The sequence below is a fragment of the Bradyrhizobium sp. HKCCYLRH3059 genome (assembly GCF_051168035.1).
Taxonomy (GTDB): Bacteria; Pseudomonadota; Alphaproteobacteria; order Rhizobiales; family Xanthobacteraceae; genus Bradyrhizobium.
In genome coordinates this window covers 801,244-824,518 of the sequence record NZ_JBNPUF010000002.1, presented here as the reverse complement: position 1 = coordinate 824,518, position 23,275 = coordinate 801,244, and the positions used below count along the sequence as shown (strand labels likewise).

General features: G+C 66.8%; 19 protein-coding genes. 10 read left to right on the top strand and 9 right to left on the bottom strand.

Annotation, left to right across the window (positions count from 1 at the left end; translation table 11 throughout):
• Window positions 1-48: 48 nt before the first annotated feature.
• From ACQR13_RS10650 to ACQR13_RS10635, 4 genes are all read right to left on the bottom strand, one after another.
• Window positions 49-2,232, bottom strand: a complete 2,184-nt coding sequence (locus tag ACQR13_RS10650; protein ID WP_316186868.1) for a xanthine dehydrogenase family protein molybdopterin-binding subunit — start codon at window positions 2,230-2,232, stop codon at window positions 49-51.
• 10 nt (window positions 2,233-2,242) lie between these two features.
• Window positions 2,243-2,692, bottom strand: a complete 450-nt coding sequence (locus ACQR13_RS10645; RefSeq protein WP_315715685.1) for a (2Fe-2S)-binding protein — start codon at window positions 2,690-2,692, stop codon at window positions 2,243-2,245.
• A 137-nt stretch (window positions 2,693-2,829) separates the two neighbouring features.
• Complete coding sequence (locus tag ACQR13_RS10640; protein WP_315715686.1) at window positions 2,830-4,230, bottom strand: MFS transporter; 1,401 nt, start codon at window positions 4,228-4,230, stop codon at window positions 2,830-2,832.
• A gap of 130 nt (window positions 4,231-4,360) precedes the next feature.
• Window positions 4,361-4,993 carry a GntR family transcriptional regulator gene (locus ACQR13_RS10635; protein ID WP_315715813.1) on the bottom strand — a complete coding sequence of 211 codons (633 nt, stop codon included), beginning with the start codon at window positions 4,991-4,993 and terminating at the stop codon, window positions 4,361-4,363.
• A 120-nt stretch (window positions 4,994-5,113) separates the two neighbouring features.
• On the opposite strand from ACQR13_RS10635, the gene bioB reads away from it, so the two are divergent.
• The 5 genes from bioB (at window position 5,114) to ACQR13_RS10610 (ending at window position 11,329) form a co-directional block, all read left to right on the top strand.
• On the top strand, window positions 5,114-6,166 hold the full coding sequence (gene bioB, locus ACQR13_RS10630; protein ID WP_410051821.1) for a biotin synthase BioB: 1,053 nt from the start codon (window positions 5,114-5,116) through the stop codon (window positions 6,164-6,166).
• A gap of 100 nt (window positions 6,167-6,266) precedes the next feature.
• Window positions 6,267-7,412 carry an 8-amino-7-oxononanoate synthase gene (locus tag ACQR13_RS10625; RefSeq protein ID WP_316170626.1) on the top strand — a complete coding sequence of 382 codons (1,146 nt, stop codon included), beginning with the start codon at window positions 6,267-6,269 and terminating at the stop codon, window positions 7,410-7,412.
• Window positions 7,409-8,041, top strand: coding sequence for a dethiobiotin synthase (gene bioD, locus ACQR13_RS10620; RefSeq protein WP_316170625.1), 633 nt, complete (start codon window positions 7,409-7,411; stop codon window positions 8,039-8,041). The genes ACQR13_RS10625 and bioD overlap by 4 nt, the downstream gene beginning before the upstream one ends.
• Window positions 8,038-9,303, top strand: coding sequence for an adenosylmethionine--8-amino-7-oxononanoate transaminase (locus ACQR13_RS10615; protein WP_315754212.1), 1,266 nt, complete (start codon window positions 8,038-8,040; stop codon window positions 9,301-9,303). Before bioD ends, ACQR13_RS10615 begins: the two co-directional genes overlap by 4 nt.
• A gap of 82 nt (window positions 9,304-9,385) precedes the next feature.
• On the top strand, window positions 9,386-11,329 hold the full coding sequence (locus ACQR13_RS10610) for an alkyl/aryl-sulfatase (protein WP_315826425.1): 1,944 nt from the start codon (window positions 9,386-9,388) through the stop codon (window positions 11,327-11,329).
• A 46-nt stretch (window positions 11,330-11,375) separates the two neighbouring features.
• Here the strand turns inward: ACQR13_RS10610 and ACQR13_RS10605 are convergent, their stop codons facing one another.
• A complete protein-coding gene (locus tag ACQR13_RS10605; protein ID WP_315754208.1) occupies window positions 11,376-12,446 on the bottom strand; it encodes a glycosyltransferase family 4 protein in 1,071 nt (356 codons plus the stop codon).
• 291 nt (window positions 12,447-12,737) lie between these two features.
• Between ACQR13_RS10605 and ACQR13_RS10600 the strand changes: the two genes are divergently transcribed.
• The 4 genes from ACQR13_RS10600 to ACQR13_RS10585 all read left to right on the top strand — a co-directional run bounded on the left by ACQR13_RS10600 (window position 12,738) and on the right by ACQR13_RS10585 (window position 18,710).
• Window positions 12,738-14,501: an ABC transporter ATP-binding protein gene (locus ACQR13_RS10600; RefSeq protein ID WP_315754206.1), complete on the top strand. Its 1,764-nt coding sequence runs from the start codon at window positions 12,738-12,740 to the stop codon at window positions 14,499-14,501.
• A 72-nt stretch (window positions 14,502-14,573) separates the two neighbouring features.
• The gene (locus ACQR13_RS10595; RefSeq protein WP_315754204.1) at window positions 14,574-16,775 is read left to right on the top strand and encodes an amylo-alpha-1,6-glucosidase; all 2,202 of its coding nucleotides are present in this window, start codon (window positions 14,574-14,576) and stop codon (window positions 16,773-16,775) included.
• A complete protein-coding gene (locus tag ACQR13_RS10590; RefSeq protein WP_434842222.1) occupies window positions 16,772-17,281 on the top strand; it encodes a PRC-barrel domain-containing protein in 510 nt (169 codons plus the stop codon). Before ACQR13_RS10595 ends, ACQR13_RS10590 begins: the two co-directional genes overlap by 4 nt.
• 106 nt (window positions 17,282-17,387) lie before the next feature.
• The gene (locus ACQR13_RS10585) at window positions 17,388-18,710 is read left to right on the top strand and encodes an MFS transporter (RefSeq protein WP_434842221.1); all 1,323 of its coding nucleotides are present in this window, start codon (window positions 17,388-17,390) and stop codon (window positions 18,708-18,710) included.
• 14 nt (window positions 18,711-18,724) lie between these two features.
• On the opposite strand, the gene ACQR13_RS10580 is transcribed toward ACQR13_RS10585, so the two are convergent.
• From ACQR13_RS10580 to fixL, 4 genes are all read right to left on the bottom strand, one after another.
• Window positions 18,725-19,429, bottom strand: coding sequence for a helix-turn-helix domain-containing protein (locus ACQR13_RS10580; RefSeq protein WP_316186886.1), 705 nt, complete (start codon window positions 19,427-19,429; stop codon window positions 18,725-18,727).
• Window positions 19,430-19,540: 111 nt separating this feature from the next.
• Entirely contained in the window at window positions 19,541-19,945 is a 405-nt protein-coding gene (locus tag ACQR13_RS10575; RefSeq protein WP_315715697.1) for a response regulator, read from the bottom strand.
• 77 nt (window positions 19,946-20,022) lie between these two features.
• A complete protein-coding gene (gene fixJ / locus ACQR13_RS10570) occupies window positions 20,023-20,640 on the bottom strand; it encodes a response regulator FixJ (protein WP_434862805.1) in 618 nt (205 codons plus the stop codon).
• Entirely contained in the window at window positions 20,633-22,156 is a 1,524-nt protein-coding gene (gene fixL, locus ACQR13_RS10565; protein ID WP_409998690.1) for a sensor protein FixL, read from the bottom strand. Before fixL ends, fixJ begins: the two co-directional genes overlap by 8 nt.
• Window positions 22,157-22,427: 271 nt before the next feature.
• Between fixL and ACQR13_RS10560 the strand changes: the two genes are divergently transcribed.
• Entirely contained in the window at window positions 22,428-23,261 is an 834-nt protein-coding gene (locus tag ACQR13_RS10560) for a universal stress protein (protein ID WP_316202302.1), read from the top strand.
• Window positions 23,262-23,275: the final 14 nt, after the last annotated feature.

Sequence of the window (23,275 nt, the reverse complement as noted above, 5' to 3'; positions counted from 1 at the left end):
CAATAGCACGGCGGCGGCCATTGGTCCCAACGGCCGCCGCCACGCGGGTCATGCGAAGGTGATGTTCTGGTCGCGCAGTGGCAACGAGCGGATGCGCTTCCCGGTGGCGGCAAAATACGCATTCAGCACGGCGGGCGCGGCGACGCCGATGGTCGGCTCGCCGACGCCGCCCCAGAACCCGCCGCTCGGGATCATGATCGCTTCCACCTTCGGCATCTCGGCGATGCGCATCGAGTTGTAGCTGTCGAAGTTGGTCTCGACGATCCGTCCGTCCTTCACGGTGCAGCCGCCGTAGAACAGCGCCGAGAGGCCGTAGACGAACGAGCCGGCGATCTGCCGCTCCACCTGCGCCGGGTTGACGACGTAGCCGGGATCGGTCGAGGCGACGATGCGGTGGATCTTGATCTTGCTGCCGTCGATCACCGAGATCTCAGCGGCACCCGCGACGTAGCTGCCATAGCCGTGCAGTTGAGCGAGGCCACGGGACACGCCGTCCGGCGCCGGCGTGCCCCAGCCGATCTTCTCCGCGACAGCGTTGAGCACCGCGAGATGCTTGGGATGATCGGCCATCAGCTTGCGGCGGAAGTCCAGCGGGTCCTGCCCGGCCGCATCGGCGAGCTCGTCCATGAAGCATTCGAGATAGATCGCGTTCTGGTTCACGTTGACGCCGCGCCAGAAGCCCGGATTGATGTGCGGGTTGCGCATCGCGTGTTCGATCAGCAAATTCGGCACGGAATAGCCGATCGTGGCTTCGCCCGATGGCGCAAGCCCCTGGAAGGTCGCGGGGTCCTTGCCGTTGACCAGCGCGTCGGGCCGCAGGCTGAACAGGATCGACTGGCCGGAGATGCGCATGTGCAGCGCCGTCAGATTGTTGTCCGCGTCGAAGCCGCCGGTCAGCTTGCACTGCGTGATCGGATGATAGCGGCCGTGGGTCATGTCCTCCTCGCGCGACCACAACAGCTTGATCGGCGTGCCCGGCATCTCCTTGGCGATCTTCACCGCCTGGCGGACATAGTCGGTCTGGCCGCGCCGGCCGAAGCCGCCGCCGAGGATCAGCTTGTGCACCTCGCATTTGTCGGCGGGCAGCCCTGAGGCTTCCAGAACCGCGGCGAACGCCGCCTCGCCGTTCTGCGTGCCGCACCACACCTCGCATCGCTCGGGCGTGTAGAGCGCCGTGGCGTTCATCGGCTCCATCGTGGCGTGGTTCTGATAGGGATAGTTGTAGACGGCCTCGACCTTCCTGACGGCGCTCGCCAGCGCCGCCTTGGCGTCGCCGTTCTCGTTGCCGACAAAGGCGGGGCCGGACTCCAATCCTTCCGCGAGCCATTTGGCGATCGAGGCCGAGGAGACCTTGGCGTTCTCGCCTTCGTCCCACACGATCGGCAGCGCATCGAGCGCCGTCTTCGCGTGCCACCAGGTGTCGGCGACCACGGCCACGGCGGTGCCATCGATCGCGACCACCTTCTTGACGCCCTTCATGCCGGCGATCTTGGCCTCGTCATAGCTCTTCAGCTTGCCGCCGGTGACCGGACAGTCCTTGATCGCGGCGTTGAGCATGTTCGGCAGCTTCATGTCGGCGCCGTAGATCATCGCGCCGGTGACCTTGTCGGCGGTGTCGAGCCGTCTCACGCCCTTGCCGATCAGGGTCCAGTCCTTCGGATCCTTCAGCTTGACGTCGGCAGGCGGCGTCAGCTTCGCGGCGGCTTCCGCCACCTTGCCGTAGGTCGTCGTGCGGCCCGACGCCTTGTGGGTGATGACGCTGTTGGCGGCGGTGCATTCGGCCGCCGGAACCTTCCATTCGTCGGCGGCCGCCTGGATCAGCATCATGCGCGCGGCGGCACCGCCCTTGCGGACGTAGTCCTGCGACGAGCGGATGCCGCGGCTGCCGCCGGTGGAGAAATCGCCCCACACGCGCTTGCGGGCGACGTTCTGGCCGGGCGTCGGATATTCGGTCGTGACCTTGCTCCAGTCGCAGGCAAGCTCCTCCGCGACGAGCTGGGCGAGCCCGGTCAGCGAGCCCTGGCCCATTTCCGAGCGGGCGATGCGGATCACCACGGTGTCGTCGGGCCGGACTACGACCCATGCATTGACCTCGGGTGAGCCATCGGCTGCGCGCACCACCTGCGGGCCGCCGAAGGGGATATCGAGGCCGAGGGCGAGGCCGCCGCCGAGCGCGGCGGTGCCGATGACGAAGGACCGGCGGTCGAGGCGCGGCGTCACATGCTGGTTCATGCCGTCCTCCTCAGGCGTTGGCCGCGGCGTGGATCGCCTCGCGCACCTGCGCGAAGGTTCCGCAGCGGCAGATGTTGGTGATGGCGTCGTTGATGTCCTGATCGCTCGGCTTCGGATTGTCCTTGAGCAGTGCCGCGACGGCCATGATCATGCCGCTCTGGCAGTAGCCGCATTGCGGAACGTCGTTCTCCACCCAGGCCTGCTGCACCTTGTGCAGCCCGTTGTCGCTCGCGAGCCCCTCGATGGTGGTGATCTGCTTGCCCTGGGCCTCGGAGACGGTGACGCCACAGGAGCGCACGGCCGCGCCGTCGAGATGCACGGTGCAGGCGCCGCATTGTGCAATGCCGCAGCCATATTTGGTGCCGGTCAGTCCGGCGTTCTCGCGGATCGCCCACAGCAGCGGCGTGTCGGGCTCGACGTCCAGAGTATAGGATTGTCCGTTGATCGTGAGGTTTGCCATCGCAGATCCCTTTCGTTCAACTCGCCAGTTGAACAGAGGGCGGCAATGTGGCGCGAACGTTTGCATCCTTCAAATCAAGAATATGCGTTTGCCGCGCGGGAAGATTTGTGATGAGCCGGGGTTGTAGTTGCTCCGGCTCATGGGCCGCGCGGCGGAGCTACGGCCAGCCGCAGAAAGCTCATCACGCTGCCCAGCGCGGCGAAACCTGCGCCGAGGGCCAAGGCAAGGGTGGCTCCGTCGTGCCCCGCAAGGCTGAAGCACAAGGCGGCCAGCGCCGCGCCGGTGGTCTGACCGGTCAACCGGGCCGTGGCGACGATGCCGCTGGCGCCGCCGCTGCGATGGGGCGGGGCGCTTGACATGATAGCCTTCATGTTCGGCGCCTGGAAGAAGCCGAACCCGATGCCGCAGATCAGCATGCGCCAGACGATGTTGGCGATGCTCGGGTTCTCGGGCAGCATGGCGAGCAGCGCCATGCCGGATCCGAGCATCACCAGGCCGATGCCGCCAAGCAGGCCGGCGGGAAAACGGTCCGACAGCCGCCCGGCGATCGGGGCCATGATCGTGACCGCGAGCGGCCAGGGGGTCATGAAGAACCCGGTCTCGACCTGCGAACGCTGGAGAATGTCCTCGAAATAGAACGGCAGCGACACGAAGCCGAGGCCCTGCACCGAGAAGGAGCAAACCGCGGTCGCCGCCGACAGCGCGAAAACCCCGCGGCGGAACAGGTCGATCGGCAGCATCGGCGCCGGGTGGTCGGCCTGGCGGCGGGTCAGGATGACGCCGAGCACGAGCGCGCCGACAAGCTCTGCCACCACCATGGCCGGCGTCGCGCCATGCGCGGCGCTGCCGATGCCGGTGATGAACAGGCCGAGGCAGAGCGCAGCGAGCCCGGCGCCGAGAAAGTCGAAGCCATGCTCGGCGCGCGGCGTGCGCGGCAGCATCTTCATGCCGATCGCGATGGCGATCAGGCCGAAGGGGAGGTTGATCGCAAACAGCCAAGGCCAGGAGCCGAGCGAGAGAATGGCGGACGCAATGGTCGGGCCGAAGGTGAAGGAGATGCCGACCACGAGCGCGTTGTGGCCGAGGCCGCGGCCGAGCATTTTTCCAGGATAGACGTAGCGCACCAGCGCGGTGTTGACGCTCATGATGCCGCTGGCGCCGAGGCCCTGCAACGCGCGGGCAACGACCAGGGTCGGCAGCGACCACGCCAGCGCGCAGCCGACCGAGGCCAGCGTGAACAGCAGGAGGCCGCCGAGATAGATGCGCTGATGGCCGACGATCTCGCCGAGCGCGCCGAGCGGCAGCAAGGTCGCCACCAGCGCGATCTGGTAGATGTTGACCACCCAGACCACCTCGGCCGGGGAGACGTGGAGATCGGCCGAGATCGACGGCAGCGCGATGTTGGCGATGGCGACGTCGAGCGAGGCCATCGACAGCGCGGTGAAGATCGCCGCGATCGCCCAGGGACGCTGGCCCGGCGGCAGGCCGTCGGCGGTGCCGTCGCCGGCGAGCCTCGAAGCGTGGTGGCGGTTGGACATGGAGACCTTTGGAGACCTTCGGTTCGCGGGGCGCGTCCGGATCAGCATGTACACGGGAGCAGGCGAGCGCCCCAGCCGTCGCGGGCGCATGGCGGTATGCGCCCGGTCGCAAGGAACGGGTTGAAGCCGGCTACACGCCCGGCCTTGCCAGCCGCTCGATCGTCTGGTTGTGCCGCGTCAGGAGCTCGCAGGCGTGGCCGATCTGGCGGGCGCGCAGGGCCTGCAGGATCAGCCGGTGATCCTGGTTGGTGCGCGGACGCCAGCCGGCATTGCGGGCCATCGCCAGCACGAGGCGCGAATTCGCGAGGCGTAGTCCGTCGAGGCTCGCCAGCAGCCGCGGCATCGCGCAGGGCGCGACCAGCGCGCGGTGGAAGGCGCGGTTCGCGGTCTCGAACTCCTGGATGGTCTCGGCATTGTCGGCCTCGATCAGCGCCAGCTCGATCGCGGCGAGATGCGCCGGCGTATAGCGCGGCGCGGCATTGCGCAGCGCGATCACCTCGAGCGCTGTGCGCATCTCGACGATCTCCCTGGTCGACTTCGCATCGAGCGGTGCCACGCGTACGCCGCGTCGCGGCGCGGCGACCACGAGATAGAGCGCCTCGAGCTGCCGAAATGCCTCGCGCACCGGCACGTGGCTGGAGTTGAACTCGCGCGCGACGTGGTCCTGCCGCAACGGCGCGTCGGGCGGCAGCGCACCGCTGACGATGCGATCGGTGATCGCTTCGGCGATCCGCTGAGCGGTGGTGAGATTCTCGTCCGGCATAGTCATAGATTATCTATCGAAAAAACCGATGCAGCGGAAGCTCTCGTCCGATACGGTGCTCGAATACAGAGAAATCATAGATAATGTCTATGATAATCTATAATTTGGCGTGGAGCGAGCATGGCGGATCAAAGCGGCGCGGGCCCTGATCGAATGGCGGTTGGCAATGCCATCCGTCATGACTGGACCAGAGACGAGGCCGAGGCGCTCTATCGCCTGCCACTTCCGGACCTGATGTTCCTGGCGCAGTCGGCGCATCGCCGGCAGTTCGATCCCACCCGCGTCGAGACAGCGAGCCTGCTCAGCATCAAGACCGGCGGCTGCCCGGAGGATTGTGGCTACTGCTCGCAGAGCGCGCATTACGACACTGGGCTCAAGGCGACCAAGCTGATGGACCGCGACGAGGTGGTCGCCACCGCGCGGCGCGCGAAGGCCGCCGGGGCCGAGCGCTTCTGCATGGCCGCCGCCTGGCGCAGTCCGAAGGACCGCGACCTCGATCAGGTCTGCGACATGGTCAGCGCGGTGAAGGGTCTCGGCATGGAGACCTGCGTCACGCTGGGCATGCTGACCCCGCCGCAGGCGCAGCGGCTGAGAGAGGCCGGGCTCGACTTCTACAACCACAATGTCGACACCTCGCCCGAATTCTACGACCGCATCATCACCACGCGCACGCTGCAGGACCGCATCGACACGCTCGCGCATGTGCGGCAGGCCGGCATCAAGGTGTGCTGCGGCGGCATCATCGGCATGGGCGAGGAGGTCGATGATCGGCTCGGCATGCTGGTGCTGCTGGCCAATCTCGCTGAGCATCCCGACAGCGTGCCGATCAACATGTGGAACGAGGTCAAGGGCGTGCCGGTCAACGCTACGGCCGCGCGGCCCGATCCGATTGCGCTCGTGCGATTGATCGCGGTGTCCAGGATCATGATGCCGGCCAGCGTGGTGCGGCTGTCCGCGGGCCGGCAATATATGAGCGACGAGCTGCAGACCCTGTGCCTGCTCGCCGGCGCCAATTCCATCTTCATCGGCGACGTGCTGCTGACCACGGCCAATCCGCAACGCGACCGCGATGCCGATCTGCTCGCACGGCTCGGCATGACATCGTCGCTGTTGGCGCGCCCGGGCGCGCCGATCGCCGCCGGCGAGGGCGCGGAGGCTTCGTCCCCGGCCTGATTCAACCCTCAGCGCGATCTCGGCGCGACGGCGCCCACGGAACTGCCTTGTCGTGCCGGTCCACGTCCGCGGCTGACCGAAAGAGAGCGGAGCCATGCCCATGTCGTCCGACAGATTGGCGATCTATTCCGACGGTCTGCAGAGACTCGCGGCCGATGACCGGTTGCGGCGCCTCAGTCCACGGGCCGGTCTCGATTTCTCCTCCAACGACTATCTCGGTCTCGCACAGGCTCCGCGGATGAAGCGCGCGGTCGCCGCGGCCATGGAGGCCGGCACGCCGGTCGGCGCCGGCGGCTCGCGCCTGCTGCGTGGCAATTGCGAGGAGCACGAACGGCTCGAGGCGGACGCGGCGCGCTTCTTCGGTGCCGAGAGCGCGCTGTTCTTCGGCTCCGGCTACATGGCGAACTTCGCCGTGCTCACCACGCTGCCGCAGCGCGACGACCTGCTGGTGCTCGATGCGCTGGTTCATGCCAGCACCCATGAAGGCGCGCGCGCCGGCCGTGCCGAGACGTGCCAGTTCATCCACAACAACGCCCAGTCGGCCGAGGACGCGATCCTGATCTGGCGCAGGGGCGGCGGGGTGGGCCGGCCCTGGATCGTCGTCGAAAGCCTCTACAGCATGGATGGCGATCTCGCGCCGCTGGCGGATTTGATCGCGATCGCCGAACGCCACGATGCCTTTCTGCTGATCGACGAGGCCCATGCGACCGGGGTCCACGGCGCGCAGGGCCGCGGTCTGGCCGCAGCCTACGAGGGACGCGAGAGCGTCGTGACCGTTCACACCTGCGGCAAAGCGTTGGGCGCAGCCGGTGCGCTGGTCACCGCAAGCCGCGTGCTGCGCGACACGCTGATCAATCGCTGCCGGCCTTTCGTCTTCAGCACGGCGCCGTCGCCGCTGATGGCGGTGGCGGTGATGGAGGCGCTTGCGATCCTGCGGGAAGAGCCGGAGCGGCAGCGGAGGCTGGCGCAGCTCGTTGCCTTCGCCCATGGCGCGATCGCCGCGCGCTTCGGTGAAAGCTGGTCGCCGTCGCAGATCATTCCCTGCGTCGTCGGCGACAATGCGCGCGCGATGAGCCTGGCTGCCGCGCTGCAGGCGTGGGGCTTCGACGTCCGCGGCATCCGCCCGCCGACGGTGCCGCCGGGCACGGCGCGGCTCAGGCTGTCGCTGACCTTGAACATCGACGAGCCGGCCATCGCGGCGCTGCTCGACGCGCTCGCCGATGAGATCGGAAGGCCGCGGCCATGACGCTGCGCATCGTGGTCACCGGGACCGACACCGGGATCGGCAAGACGGTGTTCGCCGCCGGCCTCACGGCGCTGCTCGGGGCCTGCTATTGGAAGCCGGTCCAGGCCGGCCTTGCCGAGGAGACGGACTCCTGCTGCGTCCAGCGGCTCGCCGAGCTCGCCGACGATCGCGTGCTGCCCGAAGCCTATCGGCTGGCCGAGCCGGCCTCGCCGGATCGCGCGGCGCGCCTCGCAGGCATCAGCATCGATCCGCTCCGCCTCCGTCCTCCGCGGGCCGCCGGCCGGCCTGTCGTGATCGAGGGAGCCGGCGGCGTCATGGTGCCGCTCGATTCCGGAACGCTCTATCTCGATGTCTTCGCGCGATGGCAGCTGCCGGTCGTGCTCTGCGCGCGCACCAGTCTCGGCACGATCAATCACTCGCTGCTGTCGCTGGCGGCGCTGCGCAGTCGTGGCATCGACGTGCTCGGCATCGCCTTCATCGGCGACGGCCACGACGACAACGAAGATACGATCTGCCGGCTCGGCGAGGTGAGGCGCCTTGGCCGGTTGCCCTGGGTCACGCCGCTGACGGCGCGATCGCTGCAGCACGTGTTCGCCACCCAATTCCAGCGCACGGATTTCGAACCATGATGCGCAAGGCAACCTCGCCGATCTGGCATCCCTTCACGCAGCATGCGCTCCAGCCCGAGATGACGGCGGTCGCGCGCGGCGAGGGCGCCTATCTCTTCACCGCCGACGGCAGGCGGATCATCGACGCGATCGCGTCGTGGTGGGTGGTCACGCACGGCCATTGCCATCCGCATATCGTGCGCGCGATCCAGGACCAGGCCGAGCGGCTGGATCAGGTCATCTTCGCCGGACATAGCCACGAGCCGGCCGAGCAGGTGGCCGCCGGGCTGCTCGCGCTGGTGCCGCCGAGCCTCACGCACGTGTTCTTCTCTGACAGCGGCGCCACCAGCGTGGAGGTCGCGCTGAAGATGGCGCTCGGCTACTTCAAGAACATCGGCGAGCCGCGCTCGCGCATCGTGGTGATGCAGCATTCCTATCACGGCGACACCATCGGCGCGATGTCGGTCGGCGCGCGCGGCGTGTTCAATGCGGCCTATGAGCCGCTGCTGTTCGACGTCGCCGTCGTCCCGTTTCCAGTGCAGGGCCGGGAACAGGCGACTCTGGATGCGCTCGCTACAATTTGCGAGAAGGACCGGCCGGCCGCCTTCATCGTCGAGCCCCTGGTGCTCGGCGCCGGCGGCATGCTGATGTATCCGGCCGAGGTGCTGCGCGAGATGCACCGGATCTGCAAGGCGTTCGGCGTGCTGTTCATCGCCGACGAGGTGATGACCGGCTGGGGCCGCACCGGCACGTTGTTCGCCTGCGAGCAGGCGGACATCGCCCCCGATATCGCCTGCTACGCCAAAGGACTGACTGGAGGCGCGATGCCGCTTGCGGTCACGCTGTGCAGTCCCGCTATCTACGAGGCGCACTATTCGACCGACCGCGCCTGCACGTTCTTTCACTCCAGTTCCTACACCGCCAATCCCATCGCCTGCGCGGCAGCGAGCGCCAATCTCGAGCTGTGGCGGCAGCCGCAGACGCGGGCCCGGGTCGCCGCCGTCGCGGCCGCGCAGGAGCGCTGCCTCGACCGCCTGCGTTACGACGAGCGATTTTCCGACCTGCGGCGCTGCGGTACCATCACCGCGCTCGATCTCCATGCCGACGAGCCGGGCTACCTCGCCGAGGTCGGCCCGAAGCTGCAGGCCTTCTTCCGCGACAGCGACGTCCTGCTGCGTCCGCTTGGCCACACCATCTACGTCATGCCGCCTTACTGCGTCACCGCCGGGGATGTCGAGACGGTCTATGCCGCCATCGACGAGGCCGTCGATCACGTGCTCTGAGGGGCTGTTCTGCGGCCCACGATTTGCGCTCCGCGATCCCGCGCACTAGCATCGTGCCAACGTCGTTGCGGAGGAAACAGTCATGAGCGCGCCGGTCAGCGGAGATGGCACCAAGGATCCGAAGGAGGCCAGCGCGGCCGTGAGCGCAGCGCAGCAGGCCGTGCTGGAGGCGCTGCCGTTCGGCGACACCGCCGATTTCGATGATGCCGCCCGCGGCTTTCTCGGCACGATCGATCAGGCCAAGGTGACGACGGCGCAGGGGCGCACCGTCTGGAGCCTCGCGCCTTACTACTTCCTTGACGCGGAGCAGGCGCCGCCGACCGTCAATCCCAGCCTGTGGCGGCAGGCGAAGCTCAACATGCATCACGGCCTGTTCGAGGTCGTGCCCGGCGTCTACCAGGTGCGTGGGCTCGACATCGCCAACATGACGCTGATCGAGGGGGACACCGGCGTGATCGTGGTCGACACGCTGACCTCGATCGAGGGCGCGCAGGCCGCATTGGAGCTGTACTACCAGCACCGCGGCGTCAGGCCGGTCACGGCGGTGATGTTCACGCATACCCACACCGATCATTGGGGCGGCGCGCGCGGCGTGGTCGACGACGACGCGATGGCCAGCGGCCGCGTGCCGCTGATCGCGCCGAACCTGTTCATCGAGCATGCGGTCTCCGAGAACATCATCGCCGGCCCTGCGATGCTGCGCCGGGCGCAATATCAGTTCGGGCCGCTGCTCGCGAAGGGGCCGAAGGGCCATGTCGATTGTGGGCTCGGCAAGACCATGGCGGCGGGAGCCGTTGCGCTGCTGCGGCCGACCGACCTGATCATGGCGACCGGGGACACCCGGGTCATCGACGGTCTCACCTTCGAATTCCAGATGGCGCCGAACAGCGAGGCGCCGGCGGAGATGCATTTCTTCGTGCCGCGCTATCGCCTGTTGAACCTCGCCGAGAACTGCACGCACAACTTCCACAACCTGCTGCCGTTTCGCGGCGCCGACGTGCGCGATGCGCTGGCGTGGTCGAAATATCTCGGCGAGGCGCTGCAACTGTGGGGCGGCAAGGCGGAGGTGATGTGCGGCCAGCATCATTGGCCGATATGGGGCGCGAGCCGTGTCGACGGCATGATCCGCGAACAGCGCGATCTCTACAAATTTGCCCACGACCAGACCGTGCGGCTGATGAATCATGGCCTGACCGCAAGTGAGATCGCCGAGCAGATCAGGCTGCCCCGGAGCCTCGAAGGGGCATGGCATGCGCGCGGCTATTACGGCCACATCCGCCACAACGTAAAGGCGATCTACCAGAAATATCTCGGCTGGTATGATGCCAATCCGGTCAATCTCGATCCGCTGCCGCCGGTCGAGGCCGGCCGGAAATACGTCTCCTATATGGGCGGGACAGAGGCGCTGCTGGCGCGGGCGCGCGCGGACTTTGCCAACGGCGAATTCCGCTTCGTCGCGCAGGTCGTGGGTCATCTCGTCTTCGCCGAGCCGGACAATGCCGAGGCGCGCGCGCTGCTGGCCGACACGCTGGAGCAGCTCGGCTATGCCGCCGAGAGTGCGACCTGGCGCAATGCCTATCTGTTCGGCGCGCAGGAGCTGCGCCAGGGTATGCCGGAGGTTCCGGCTCGGCCCGGCCTGCCGCGCGAGACGCTGGCGGCGCTGCGCACCGAGCAGCTATGGGACGTGCTCGGGGTCAGGCTGAACGGGCCCAAGGCGGAGGGCAAGCATATCGTGCTGAACTGGACGTTCACCGACACCGGCGAGCGCTTCGTGCTCACCTTGCAGAATTGTGCGCTGACCTATGCGGTCGGCGTGCAGGCGTCGACCGCCGATGCGGGGTTCACGCTGGCGCGTTCGACGCTCGATGCGGTCATTGCCAAGGCCACGAGCTTTCCGGAAGCGGTCGCCGCCGGGAAGATCAGCTTCGCGGGCAATCCGATGCGGCTGGCCGAGCTGATGTCGCTGATGGACGAGTTCCCGCGTATGTTCGAGATCGTCGAGCCGAAGCGGGCTGCCGTCACCTGAGATGAGGCGGAGGCCGGGCTCGCCGAACTTGCCCGGCCTCCTCATGCTATTCGGCGCTGCTGACCAGCCGGATGCGCGGCGCAGCGATGTCGATCAGGCTGCGATAGGCCGCGAGATAGTCGAGCGCCATCCGGCGCGCGGTGAAGCGTCGCTCGAACTGCGCGCGCACGCGGGCGCGGCTCAGCTCGGGCAGGCGACTGACGGCCGCTACCGCGCTGAGCTCGTCCTCGACGATGAAGCCGGTCACACCGTCGTCGATCACTTCGGGAACCGAGCCGCGGTTGTAGGCGATCACGGGCGTGCCGCAGGCCATCGATTCGATCATCACCAGGCCGAACGGCTCCGGCCAATCGATCGGCAACAGCAGGCCGAGCGCGCCGGACAGGAACTCCGGCTTCTCGTGATCGCTGATCTCGCCGATGAACTCGACGAGCGGATTGCCGTGGATCAAGGGACGGATCGTCTGCTCATAATAGTCTTGGTCGGCGCGATCGATCTTGGCCGCGATCTTCAGCGGAATCCCGCAGCGCATGGCGATCTTGATGGCACGGTCGACACCCTTTTCCGGGGCGATGCGTCCGAGGACGGCGAGATAGCTCGGCGTCACCGGCTTGGGAATCAGGAGCGTTGCGGGCAGTCCATGCAGCACGGTGCGCACCCAGTTCGCATTCGGCACCGGCCGGCGCTGCGAGTCCGAGATCGAGACGACGGGAACATCCTTGAAGACCGAGAACACCGGCTGGTGCTCCGGAAGATCGAGCCTGCCGTGCAAGGTGGTCAGGAACGGTGTGGGTTGCCGGTGGAACAGGGAGAACGGGTAGTAGTCGAGGTGGAAGTGCAGAATGTCGAACTGTTCGTCGTCGCATTGCTGCCGCACGTTTTCGAGCATCACCATGTGCAGCGCGTTCGGATCCCTCACCGAGCCGTCGAGGCGCAGTGCTTTCGGCCATGTCGGAGAGAGCTTCGCCGAGGTCTGCGAATCGCCGCTGGCGAACAGGGTGACGTCGTGTCCGAGGGCAACGAGCTCTTCGGTCAACCAATGGACGACCCGCTCAGTGCCGCCGTAGAGCTTCGGAGGCACGGCCTCCGTCAATGGAGCTATTTGCGCAATGCGCATCTCATCGTCTCCTGTTCGTGACCGATCATGGATGAATCCCCAATGGCACCGGCACTGCCACAGCGGGAACGTTGTCGCATGTGCGAAGTTCCATTCACGCGATCACTCTTTCTTCGACACAACGTGTTCCGTGCCGTCTCATTGATGCCATCCCCGCTCTCCAACGCTGCTGCCGCGGCATCGTCGGAGGGCAGGTTTGCGCCGCGAAGGCGCACGGAACCCGAGAAACCGTTCGTCGTTCATCTGGCCGCATCAGGTGTCGCCACGACCTCGCTCATCAACGGGAAGACCATGGATCAGCTTTCTGGCTACGCGCACCGACCCTTTCCCTTCGTGATGCGCTATCTGCGCAAGCGCCCCACCGCCCACCTCGTGATTCTGATGGCCGTCATCGGTGCGGTTGCCTGTTCGGTAGGCACGCAATATGGCGTGAAATCGCTCGTCGACAGCCTCTCGGCAGGGCCTGCGGGCGGCGGCAACGTCTGGGCCGCGTTCGTGCTGCTGATGGCGCTGATCGCGACCGACAACATTCTTTGGCGTGTCGCCAGCTGGATCGCGAGCTTCACCTTCGTCCGTGTCACCGGAGATCTCCGGCGCGACATCTTCCGTCATCTCACCGGGCATTCGCCGAGCTATTTCGGCGACCGTCTGCCCGGCATGCTGTCGAGCCGCATCACGGCGACGTCGAACGCCGTGTTCACCGTGGAGAACATGTTCGTCTGGAACGTCTTGCCGCCATGCCTCGCCACGGTCGCGGCGATCTGCCTGATCGGAACCGTGAGCGGCCCGATGGCCATCGGCCTGCTGCTGATCGCGGCGATGATGGTGGCGGCGATGTTCCGTCTGGCGGCCGCCGGCAAGCCGCTGCATGACGATTTCGCCGACAAGGCGGCCATGGTCGACGGCGAGATGGTCGACGTGATCTCGAACATGCCGCTGGTGCGCGCGTTCTGCGGCCTGCGCCACGAGCACGACCGGTTCGACGCGACGGTCGACAGGGAGTTGGAGGCACGCGGGCGCAGTCTCCGCTACCTCGAGAAGCTGCGCATTCTGCACGCGACGGTGACGATCGTGCTGACGATCGCGCTCATGGCGTGGGCGATCTCGCTGTGGCAGCGGGGCGGGGCGACGACCGGCGACGTCGTGCTGGTCTGCACGCTCGGCCTCTGCATTCTCAACGCGACGCGGGATCTGGCGGTGGCGCTGGTCGATGTCACCCAGCACGTGGCGCGCATGAGCGAGGCGATCGCGACCCTGCTGCAGCCGCACGAGCTGCGCGATGACCCGCAGGCCGAGCCGCTGGTCAAGAGCGGTGCGGCCATCGCCTTCGACAACATCACCTTCCACTATCCTGGCGGTCACAAGCTGTTCGAGAATTTCACGCTGCGCCTGCAGCCGGGCCAGCGCGTGGGCCTGGTTGGACAGTCCGGCGGCGGCAAGTCGAGCCTGTTCACGCTGCTGCAACGGTTCTATGATCCGCAAGCCGGGCATATCACGATCGACGGCCAGGACATCGCCAAGGTCACCCAGCAGAGCCTGCGCGAGGCGATCTCGGTGGTTCCGCAGGACATCTCGCTGTTTCATCGCTCCATTCTGGAGAACATTCGCTACGGACGTCCGAGTGCGACCGACGACGAGGTGTTGCGGGCGGCGATCGCGGCGCGCTGCGACTTCGTCGAGACGCTGCCGGAGGGATTGCAGACAATGGTCGGGGATCGCGGCGTCAAGCTTTCGGGCGGGCAGCGCCAGCGCATCGCGATCGCGCGCGCCTTCCTCAAGGATGCGCCGATCCTTCTGCTCGACGAGGCCACCGCCGCGCTCGACAGCGAGTCCGAGGAGGCCATACGTGAGGCGTTGAGTCGTCTGATGCGCGGCCGCACCGTCATTGCGATCGCGCATCGCCTTGCGACCTTGCGGAATTTTGACCGCGTGGTGGTGCTGAAATCGGGCAGGATCATCGAGGACGGAGCGCCTGACCGGCTGATGCAGGACGAGGGCCCGTATCGTGAGCTCGTCACCCAGGAGATGAACCGGCTCGCCAAGTTCGCCGCCTGATCGTAGCGTCGGGTCGCGTCGAGAACGTGCACTCTCGGTTGTCTGGGCACTTCAACATCGCATGAGGCCAACATGTCCGCCGAAGTCGCAAGCACACTGTCGTTGATCACCCAGACGGACGAGCCTGTCGAGCAGCCGTTCTATATTCCCATGACGGGGCCGGCGTCCCGGCCGCGGCGCTCGCTCAAGCACGACGATACGTTCATCGTCCTCGACGGCCATGGCGACATCGGCGCCTCGGCCGGCGGACCGGACGGTCTCTTCAACGCCGATACGCGCTATCTCGCGCGGCTCGAATTGACGCTGGACGACGTTCAGCCCCTGCTGCTCGGCTCGAGCCTGCGCGACGACAACTCCGCGCTGACCGTCGATCTCACCAATCCCGACATCTACAGCCAGGGCCGCCTGGTGCTGCCGAAGGATATGCTGCACATCGTGCGCACGATCTTTCTCTGGCATGGCACGGCCTATCAGCGCATCGGGCTGCAGAACCATGGCGATCGCCATGCCAGCTTCGATCTCAAGCTGACATTCGACAATGATTTTGCCGACCTTTTCGAGGTGCGAGGCACCGTGCGGCCGCGGCGCGGCATCGGCTCGAGCCGGCTGGTGGACCCGTCCGAGGTGGTCCTGCACTATCGCGGCCTGGACAATGTCCTGCGCACCACCGACGTGAGCTTCGATCCGCGTCCGACGCATCTCACCGTCAATGTCGCAACCTATCATTTCGACCTTGCCCCGCAGGAATCGGCCTCGCTGTTCGTGGCCGTGATGTGCAACGCCAAGGCCGGCGAGCGGCCCCGGCCCTTTTTCCGCAGCCTGCTCGCCCATCGCCGAGAGATGCGCCGATGCACCGTTGGCGCCGCCAGCATCGAGACCTCCAACGACATCCTCAACGAGGTGCTGTGCCAGGCAGCGGCCGATCTGAACATCCTGATGACGGATACGCCGGAGGGGCGTTATCCCTATGCCGGCATTCCCTGGTATTCGACCACATTCGGTCGCGACGGGCTGATCACCGCGATGCAGATGCTGTGGGTCGATCCGCGCATTGCCCGCGGCGTCCTGCGCCGGCTCGCCGTGCATCAGGCGCGCACGACCGATCCGCTGTCCGATGCCGAGCCCGGCAAGATCCTGCACGAGATGCGCGGCGGCGAGATGGCGGCGCTGCGTGAGGTGCCGTTCGGCTGCTATTATGGCAGCGTCGATTCCACGCCGCTGTTCGTGCTGCTCGCCGGGCTTTATATCGAGCGCACCGGCGACATCGACACCCTGAGGGAGTTATGGCCGGCGATCGAGCTGGCGTTGCGCTGGATCGACGGCCCCGGCGATCCCGATCGCGATGGCTTCGTGGAATATCAGCGCGCCTCCGAGCAGGGTCTCGCCAACCAGGGCTGGAAGGACTCCTACGACGCGGTGTTCCATGCCGATGGACGTCTCGCGGAAGGTTACATCGCGCTTGCGGAGGTGCAGGGCTATGTGTTTGCCGGCAAGCAGCTGGCGGCGCGTTGCGCCCGTCGGCTCGGAAAGGCCGAGATGGCGGACCGGCTCCAGGCCGAGGCCGCTGATCTCGCGGAACGGTTCGAGGACGCCTTCTGGTGCGAGGATCTGAACACCTATGCGCTCGCGCTCGACGGCCACAAGCAGCCCTGCCGCGTCCGGACGTCCAACGCCGGGCAGCTGCTGTTCAGCGGCATGGTGCGCGAGGATCGCGCCCGCAAGCTTGCCGCCGAACTGCTGCGGCCGCATTTCTTCTCGGGCTGGGGCATCCGCACCGTGGCCTGCGGCGAAGCGCGCTACAATCCGATGTCCTATCACGACGGATCGATCTGGCCGCACGACAATGCGCTGATTGCGCTCGGCCTGTCGCGCTATGGCCTCAAGCATGCGGTCGAGCAGGTGTTCGGCGGCCTGTTCGAAGCGGCGTCCTACATGGATCTGCGCCGGCTGCCGGAGCTGTTCTGCGGCTTCCGGCGCGAGAAGCATCGCGGCCCGACGCTCTATCCGGTGGCCTGCGCGCCGCAGGCCTGGGCCAGCGCGACGCCGTTCACCTTGCTCGAGGCGGCGCTCGGGCTCGAGTTCGACGCCGCGCGCGGCGAGATCCGTCTGCGCAATCCGCGGCTGCCCGCCTTCCTGGACTGGGTGGTGCTGCGCGATCTCAGGCTCGGCAGCTCCACGATCGACCTGCGCATTCGCCGCCATGGCGAGGACATCTCCATGGAGGTGCTGCGGCGGCGCGGTCAGATCCAGGTCTCGCTGGTGCTGGCGCAATGATGGCGTTGAAACCCGCTCTCCACCGAGCTGCTTGCGGCTGTCTCGTCACGCTGCCGTTGCTCATCGGTCCGTATGTCGGCGACGGGCATGCGCAGCAGCCGTCGCCGGCACCGCCTGCCAAGGATGCCGCGGCGCCCGCGAAGGAGCCGGCACCGCCGCCCTCGGTTACCATCCTCGGCGCGCGCGATGCGCATGGCGTGCTCGGTCGCGACGTGCGCAGCTCGACCGGCGAGGACATGGGCCACATCGTCGACGTCATCGTCGATCTCACCGGCACGGTGCGCGCCGCGGTGATCGATTTCGGCGGCTTCCTCGGCGTCGGCAGCCGCAAGATCGTGGTCGACTGGACCGCGCTCGATTTCAAGCACATCGCCGAGAAGAGCGACCAGGTCACGCTCGACCTCACCAAGGAGCAGGTGAAGGCCGCGCCCGAATACAAGGAGGACAAGCCGGTCGTCGTGCTCGGCGCGTCCGGCAAGCTGTCTCCCTGGGATTTCGATCATTGAGTTGATGCGTGAGATTGCCGGTCCGGCCTGCGCGTGCAGCGGAACATGGTGGGGATGTTCTGTCCCGTCAGCCTCATGAGTTGAGATGAGTTGAGATGTGAGAGCCATGCCGATTGCACGGCCGTCGAGATCGCCTGACCGGGAGCCCGAGCCTGACGGCGCGGCAGAGGCGGGCGCGCGTCCGGATGCCGGGGAGGATCATGGCCAGACTTCAAGACCGGCGCCGTCGCGGCAGAGCCTGCGCGGGCTGGATTGGTTCATCTTCTTCCTGGCCGACGTGCAGACCGGCTTCGGTCCCTTCATCGCGGTCTATCTGACGACGCAGAAATGGACGCAGGCGCAGATCGGCCTGGTGCTGTCGATCGGCGGCGTCGTCGGGCTGATCGGGCAGATGCCGGGCGGCGCGATCATCGATGCGGCCAGATCCGAGCGCCGCGTCGCCGGCCTTGCCATCGCGGCCATCGGCGGCTGCGCGCTGGCCTATGCGGCTTGGCCGATCTTTCCCGTGGTCGCGGCTGCCGCAACGTTGCATGCGGCGGCGAGCTGCGTGCTGGGACCCGCGATCGCGGCGATCAGCCTCGGCCTGGTCGGGCCGCGCGGCATGGCGGAGCGGCTCGGCCGCAATGCGCGGTTCGCGTCGCTCGGCAATGGTGTGGCCGCGGCCGTGATGGGCACCTGCGGCTATCTGCTGTCCAGCCGCGCCGTGTTCCTGGTCACCTTCATTCTCGCCTTTCCGACGCTGATCGCGTTGTCGCGAATCCGCGATCGCGAGATCGACGTCGCGCGGGCGCACGGCCGGGCCGATCACGAGGACAAGGAGGTCGCGCGGCTGTCGAATCTGCTCGGCCTGCTGCGCCAGCGCGCGCTGCTCGTGTTCGCGCTCGGCGTGTTCCTGCTGCAACTCGCCAATGCGGCGATGCTGCCGCTGATGGCCGGCGTGGTGACGACGAAATCGAGCGAATGGGCGCCGATGCTGATCGCGTTCTGCATCGTGGTGCCGCAGGCGATCGTGGCGCTGACCTCGCCCTCGGTCGGCGCGGTGGCGCAGCAATGGGGCCGCAGGCCGCTGCTGATGCTCGGGTTTGCCGCGCTCGCGATGCGCGGCGCGCTGTTCGCGGTCGTGCACGATCCCTACGTGCTGGTGGCGGTGCAGATCTTCGACGGCGTCACGGCGGCCGTGTTCGCCGTCATGATTCCGCTGACGGTGGCCGACGTCGCCTTCGGCAGCGGGCATTTCAATCTGGCGCAGGGAATCGTCGGGACGGCGTCCGGAATCGGCGGATCGCTGTCCACCGTCGTCGCCGGCTTCGCCAGCGACCGCTACGGCAGCGCCACCGCCTTCATCGGTCTGTCGGGCGTGGCGCTGACAGGTCTTCTTCTGATCGCGCTGCTGATGCCCGAGACCGGGCACCGCCGGCGCAGGGCGTGAACGGGCAGGGCGCCTCAGGCGTCCATGCTGCGCAGGCGCTGGCGGTTGCGCAGCACGATCTGGCGGGCACCGGAGAAGCCGAGAACGCCCTGGCTGTGCAACTGCGACAGCGCGCGCGACACGGTCTCCAGGGTCAGGCCGAGATAGTCGCCGATATCGCGGCGGCACATCGGCAGCGCCATCATGCCGGCGACGGCGAGGCGGCGGTCCATCTCGAGCAGGAAGGTCGCGACGCGCTCCATCGCAGTCTTGCGGCCCAGCAGCAGCATGTGGTCCTCGGCATGGCGGAGATCGCCGGCCGTCATGGTCCAGAGCTTGCGGGCGACCGCGACGTCGACGCCTGCTGCCTGTTCGAGGCTGCGGCGCTTCACCAGGCGCACGGTGGTATCGATGATGGCCTCGGCGGCGAGGCGATGCATGGAGCCGAATTCGAGGCCGAAAACGTCACCGGGAAGATGGAAGGCGCCGATCTGGCGGCGGCCGTCGGAGAGCAGCTTGTAGCTGCGAACGGCGCCGGAAATCACTTGGTAGACGTATTCGGCCGGCTCGTCCTCGCCATAGATCTCCTCGTCCTTCTTGTAGGAGAACTCGCTGGCGATGAGCCCGGCATGGCCGGTGATCTCGGCAAAGGGATTGGCGGCAGGAGAGACGACAGCAGAGGGGACGGCGTGGGGGGCGTTGGTGTTGACGACCGAATTGGTAATCGACTGATTGAGCATGACCATCTCCTTGCGGCGGATGGCGATGTGGTACACGGCGGCTCCCGTTAAGGACATTTCGGCCGTTATCTTAAGGGGGGTTCCTTACGTAGATATACGTAGCCGGCCCGCTCAGGAGACCCGCTGGGCGGTACCCGAATGGTCGTTGGCGATCGCCTTGCGGATCCGCTTCACCAGATTGTCGTCGAGCAACGGCTTGAGCAGGAAATCCTGGATCCCGACGGCCGCCGCGCGCGCCGCAAGCCGGTCATCATAGTGCCCCGTGATCAGCACCACCGGCGCGGTCGCCCCCTGCTTGCGCAACCGTTCGGCGAGCTCGACGCCGTTGATCTCCGGCATCTTGTAGTCGACCACGAAGCAGTCGACGGGCGCGTGGTCCGAGGCCTTGAGCAGCGCGGTGCCGCTGCGAAACGTGCGCACGTCGAAGCCATCGGCCTCCAGCAGGAAGCGCAGCGAGCCGAGGACGTCAGCATCGTCGTCGGCTACGTAGACCGTAGGTTTTGTGTGAGCCGACATCGCACGTGCCGCGAGAATGTGATGTTGAACCGAGGCGCAAGATAACACTCGATTCTGTCAAGGTAGCTTGATCTAGCTCAATCCTTCAGCGCACCTGCGCGCATCGCCAGACGCACCAGCTCGGAGAGGCTGTTCGCTCCCATCTTGGTCATCACGTTGGCCCTGTAGACCTCGATGGTGCGCGGACTGATGTCGTATTCGCGCGCGATCAGCTTGTTGGAGAGACCGGCCATCAGTCCATCCATCACCTGGCGCTCCCGGGGGCTCAGGCTGGCGACGCGGGCCAGGACGTCCTGCGTGACCGATTCATTCTTCGCGGCCGGCTCGGCCTGCTGGATTGCCGTTTCGATCATGGCGACCAGTCGCTCGTCCTCGAACGGCTTCTCCAGAAAATCGACCGCGCCGAGCTTCATCGCCTCGACCGCGAGCGGCACGTCGCCATGGCCGGTCATCACCAGGATCGGAAAGCTGCTGCCGGCGGCCTTCATGCGCTTGAGCAGCTCGATGCCGTCGATGCCGGGCATCCGAACGTCCGAGACGACGCAGCCGAAAGGGAGCATCGGCAGTCGGCCGAGAAAGATCTCCGCGTTCTCGAACAGCGTGACGTCAAAGCCTGATGAATCGAGCAGGAAGTTGAGCGAATCCCGCATCGCCTCGTCGTCGTCGATCACATAGACCTTGGCCCGTTCAGCCATCGTGCTCAACCTTGGTGGAGGCCGCGGGCAGGGTGAAGCGGAACGTCGCGCCGCCCGCTTCGTTGTTCTCGGCCCACATGCGCCCGCCATGGGCCTCGATGATGGACCGGCTGATCGAGAGGCCGACTCCCATTCCGGTGTCCTTGGTGGTGAAGAAGGTCTTGAAGAGATTGGGCATGACGTCGTCGTGGAATCCCGTTCCGGTGTCGGATACCGAGACCTCGATCAAGTCGTCGCTGAGTCTGCAATTTGTCGCACTGAGCTCGCGGCGTTCGGAATGAGCCATCGCCTCGAGTCCATTGCGGAACAGATTGACCAGGACCTGCTGGATCTGGACCCGGTCGGCGAGCACGAGATCGGCCTCCGGATTGAGTTGAAAGCGCAACTGGACGTTCTGCTCGCGGGCGCCGGAAAGGCCGAGGGCGCCGGCTTCCTCGATCAGCTTCGACAGGCTCTCGACCCGCTTCTCCGATTCGCCGCGCGAGACGAAATCGCGCAGACGGCGGATGATCTGGCCGGCGCGAATCGCCTGCTCGGCGGCGCGGTCCATCGCGCTCTCGATCTTGGGCGTGTTCGGATCACTGCTGCCGGCCAGCAGCCGGCGCGAGCCTTTCATGTAATTGCTGATCGCGGCGAGCGGCTGGTTCAGCTCATGCGCCAGCGCCGAGGCCATCTCGCCCATGGCGCTGAGGCGCGACACGTGGACCAGTTCCGACTGCAGTTCCCGCAGCCGTGCCTGGGTCTGCTGATGCTCGGTGAGATCATGGGCGAAGCCGGTGAAATAGGGCTTGCCGCCGGACTGCATCTCGCCGATCGACAGATGCATCGGGAATGTCGTGCCGTCGCGGCGGCGGCCGGTCACGATGCGGCCGATGCCGATGATACGGCGCTCGCGACTGGCATGGTAGCGGGTGAGGTAGCCGGCATGGCGCGAGCGGTCCGGCTCGGGCATCAATTCGCTGACGTCAAGGCCGACCGCTTCTGCCTCGGTGAGGCCGAACATCCGCTCCGCCGCGGAGCTGAAGAACTGGATCGTGCCGCTGCCGTCGATCACGATCATCGCGTCCGGCACGGTGTCCAGGATCGAGCGGAAATGCTGCTCGCGCAGCCGCAGCGTCTCCTCCAGCCGCTTCTCCTGGTCGATGTCGAGGGCGATGCCGCGCAGATGGTGCGGCGCGCCGGCCTCGTCGGGGACCACGCCGGCGAGCACGCGAATCCAGTGGCCGCCGCCGGACACCTTGAACGACATGTCGAACCCGGTGCTCCGATGGCGCGAGTCCTCGATCGCCGCCTCGACCGGCGCGCGATCCTCGGGCGCGAGCAGCGCCAGGAAGGACCCGTAGGTCACCGGCTGATCGGCCGCCACGCCGAACAGCTTCCGCGTCGTCACCGACCAGTAGAACTCGCCCGAGGCCAGATCGAGATCCCACGCGCCGAAGCCCAGCCTCCGAGCGTCCTCGGGAGCGTCGTCGAGCCTGGCGGATGCATCCGGGAAGGGGTGGGTGAAGTCGCGCAATTCGAGGCCTTTGATCGATTCGCCGTTGTCCGATTCGCCGTTATCGCCGCAGCCGGGAGGCCGACCACCGCGGTATCCTATACCAGATTGCGCCCCTGCAACCCGGCCCGACTTAAACTTTGGTTCGACAATTCAAGGCTTTCTCCGATCCTGGGCCGGGTTCCAACGGTGTCCTGCCGCCCGTGCTTCACCGCCGCACCTTGATCTATCTCATCACGGCAGGTGATTTCACCTCTAAGAGCTGCATGGAAGCAATGTTTGGAGAGGCGGGATGACGTTCGCGACTGTCATGGTGAGCCTTGCGCTCAGTCAGCCGAATGAGGCCCGCCTTCAGGTCGCGGCCGACTTGGCGGCGCGCTTTGACGCAGGTGTCATCGGCGTGGCGGCCGCGGAATTCGCGCCGCCGCTGTATTTCACGACCGGCGAGCAGGCGCAGGATCTGATCGAGCAGGGTGAGGCCGCGCTGCGGAATCGACTGGCCGAGCTCGAGCAGCAGTTCCGCACCGCAGTGGGTGACCGGGCTGCGTCGTTGAGCTGGCGCAGCGCCGTGGATTTCCCCGCGCGCTACGTGCTGGCGCAGGCCCGTGCCGCCGACATTCTCGTCACCGGCGGCGTGCCGCCCGGGGTGTCCGATGCGTTCGCGGTGGCCAATCCCAAGGATCTCGTCATGCAGGCCGGGCGCCCGCTGCTCGTGGTGCCGGACAACGTCAGCAGCCTCGATCTCGGGACCGTACTGGTGGCCTGGAAGGAGACACCGGAGGCGCGCCGCGCTTTGACCGATGCCCTGCCGCTGCTCGCCAAGGCGAGCGGCGTCGTGGTCGCCGAGATCCCGGAGACCGCCTCGGAATATGACGCCTGCGCGGCGCGTCTTGCGGACGTCGTCGCATGGCTCGGCCGTCACAAGATCGTCGCATCGGCGCGCGTCGCGGAACCGGGGCAGGGGCGCAACGTTGCGGCTACGCTCGACGCCGTCGCCGCCGATGTTTCGGCCGGTCTCGTCGTGGCGGGCGCCTATGGCCATTCCCGATTCCGCGAGCTCGTGCTCGGCGGGGTCACCGAGCATCTGATGACGCGCAGCGAGCGTTGCGTTCTGCTGTCGCACTGAAATTCGACCCGCTC

Bases quoted from the DNA above. Each gene is read 5' to 3' on its own strand.
- ACQR13_RS10595 (WP_315754204.1), top strand. From the start codon at position 14,574: ATGTCCGCCGAAGTCGCAAGCACACTGTCGTTGATCACCCAGACGGAC.
- ACQR13_RS10580 (WP_316186886.1), bottom strand. From the start codon at position 19,429: ATGCTCAATCAGTCGATTACCAATTCGGTCGTCAACACCAACGCCCCC.
- ACQR13_RS10645 (WP_315715685.1), bottom strand. From the start codon at position 2,692: ATGGCAAACCTCACGATCAACGGACAATCCTATACTCTGGACGTCGAG.
- ACQR13_RS10615 (WP_315754212.1), top strand. From the start codon at position 8,038: ATGATGCGCAAGGCAACCTCGCCGATCTGGCATCCCTTCACGCAGCAT.
- ACQR13_RS10585 (WP_434842221.1), top strand. From the start codon at position 17,388: ATGCCGATTGCACGGCCGTCGAGATCGCCTGACCGGGAGCCCGAGCCT.
- ACQR13_RS10635 (WP_315715813.1), bottom strand. From the start codon at position 4,993: ATGCCGGACGAGAATCTCACCACCGCTCAGCGGATCGCCGAAGCGATC.
- ACQR13_RS10575 (WP_315715697.1), bottom strand. From the start codon at position 19,945: ATGTCGGCTCACACAAAACCTACGGTCTACGTAGCCGACGACGATGCT.
- ACQR13_RS10560 (WP_316202302.1), top strand. From the start codon at position 22,428: ATGACGTTCGCGACTGTCATGGTGAGCCTTGCGCTCAGTCAGCCGAAT.
- ACQR13_RS10610 (WP_315826425.1), top strand. From the start codon at position 9,386: ATGAGCGCGCCGGTCAGCGGAGATGGCACCAAGGATCCGAAGGAGGCC.
- bioD (WP_316170625.1), top strand. From the start codon at position 7,409: ATGACGCTGCGCATCGTGGTCACCGGGACCGACACCGGGATCGGCAAG.
- ACQR13_RS10640 (WP_315715686.1), bottom strand. From the start codon at position 4,230: ATGTCCAACCGCCACCACGCTTCGAGGCTCGCCGGCGACGGCACCGCC.
- ACQR13_RS10650 (WP_316186868.1), bottom strand. From the start codon at position 2,232: ATGAACCAGCATGTGACGCCGCGCCTCGACCGCCGGTCCTTCGTCATC.
- ACQR13_RS10625 (WP_316170626.1), top strand. From the start codon at position 6,267: ATGTCGTCCGACAGATTGGCGATCTATTCCGACGGTCTGCAGAGACTC.
- ACQR13_RS10605 (WP_315754208.1), bottom strand. From the start codon at position 12,446: ATGCGCATTGCGCAAATAGCTCCATTGACGGAGGCCGTGCCTCCGAAG.
- ACQR13_RS10600 (WP_315754206.1), top strand. From the start codon at position 12,738: ATGGATCAGCTTTCTGGCTACGCGCACCGACCCTTTCCCTTCGTGATG.
- ACQR13_RS10590 (WP_434842222.1), top strand. From the start codon at position 16,772: ATGATGGCGTTGAAACCCGCTCTCCACCGAGCTGCTTGCGGCTGTCTC.
- bioB (WP_410051821.1), top strand. From the start codon at position 5,114: ATGGCGGATCAAAGCGGCGCGGGCCCTGATCGAATGGCGGTTGGCAAT.
- fixJ (WP_434862805.1), bottom strand. From the start codon at position 20,640: ATGGCTGAACGGGCCAAGGTCTATGTGATCGACGACGACGAGGCGATG.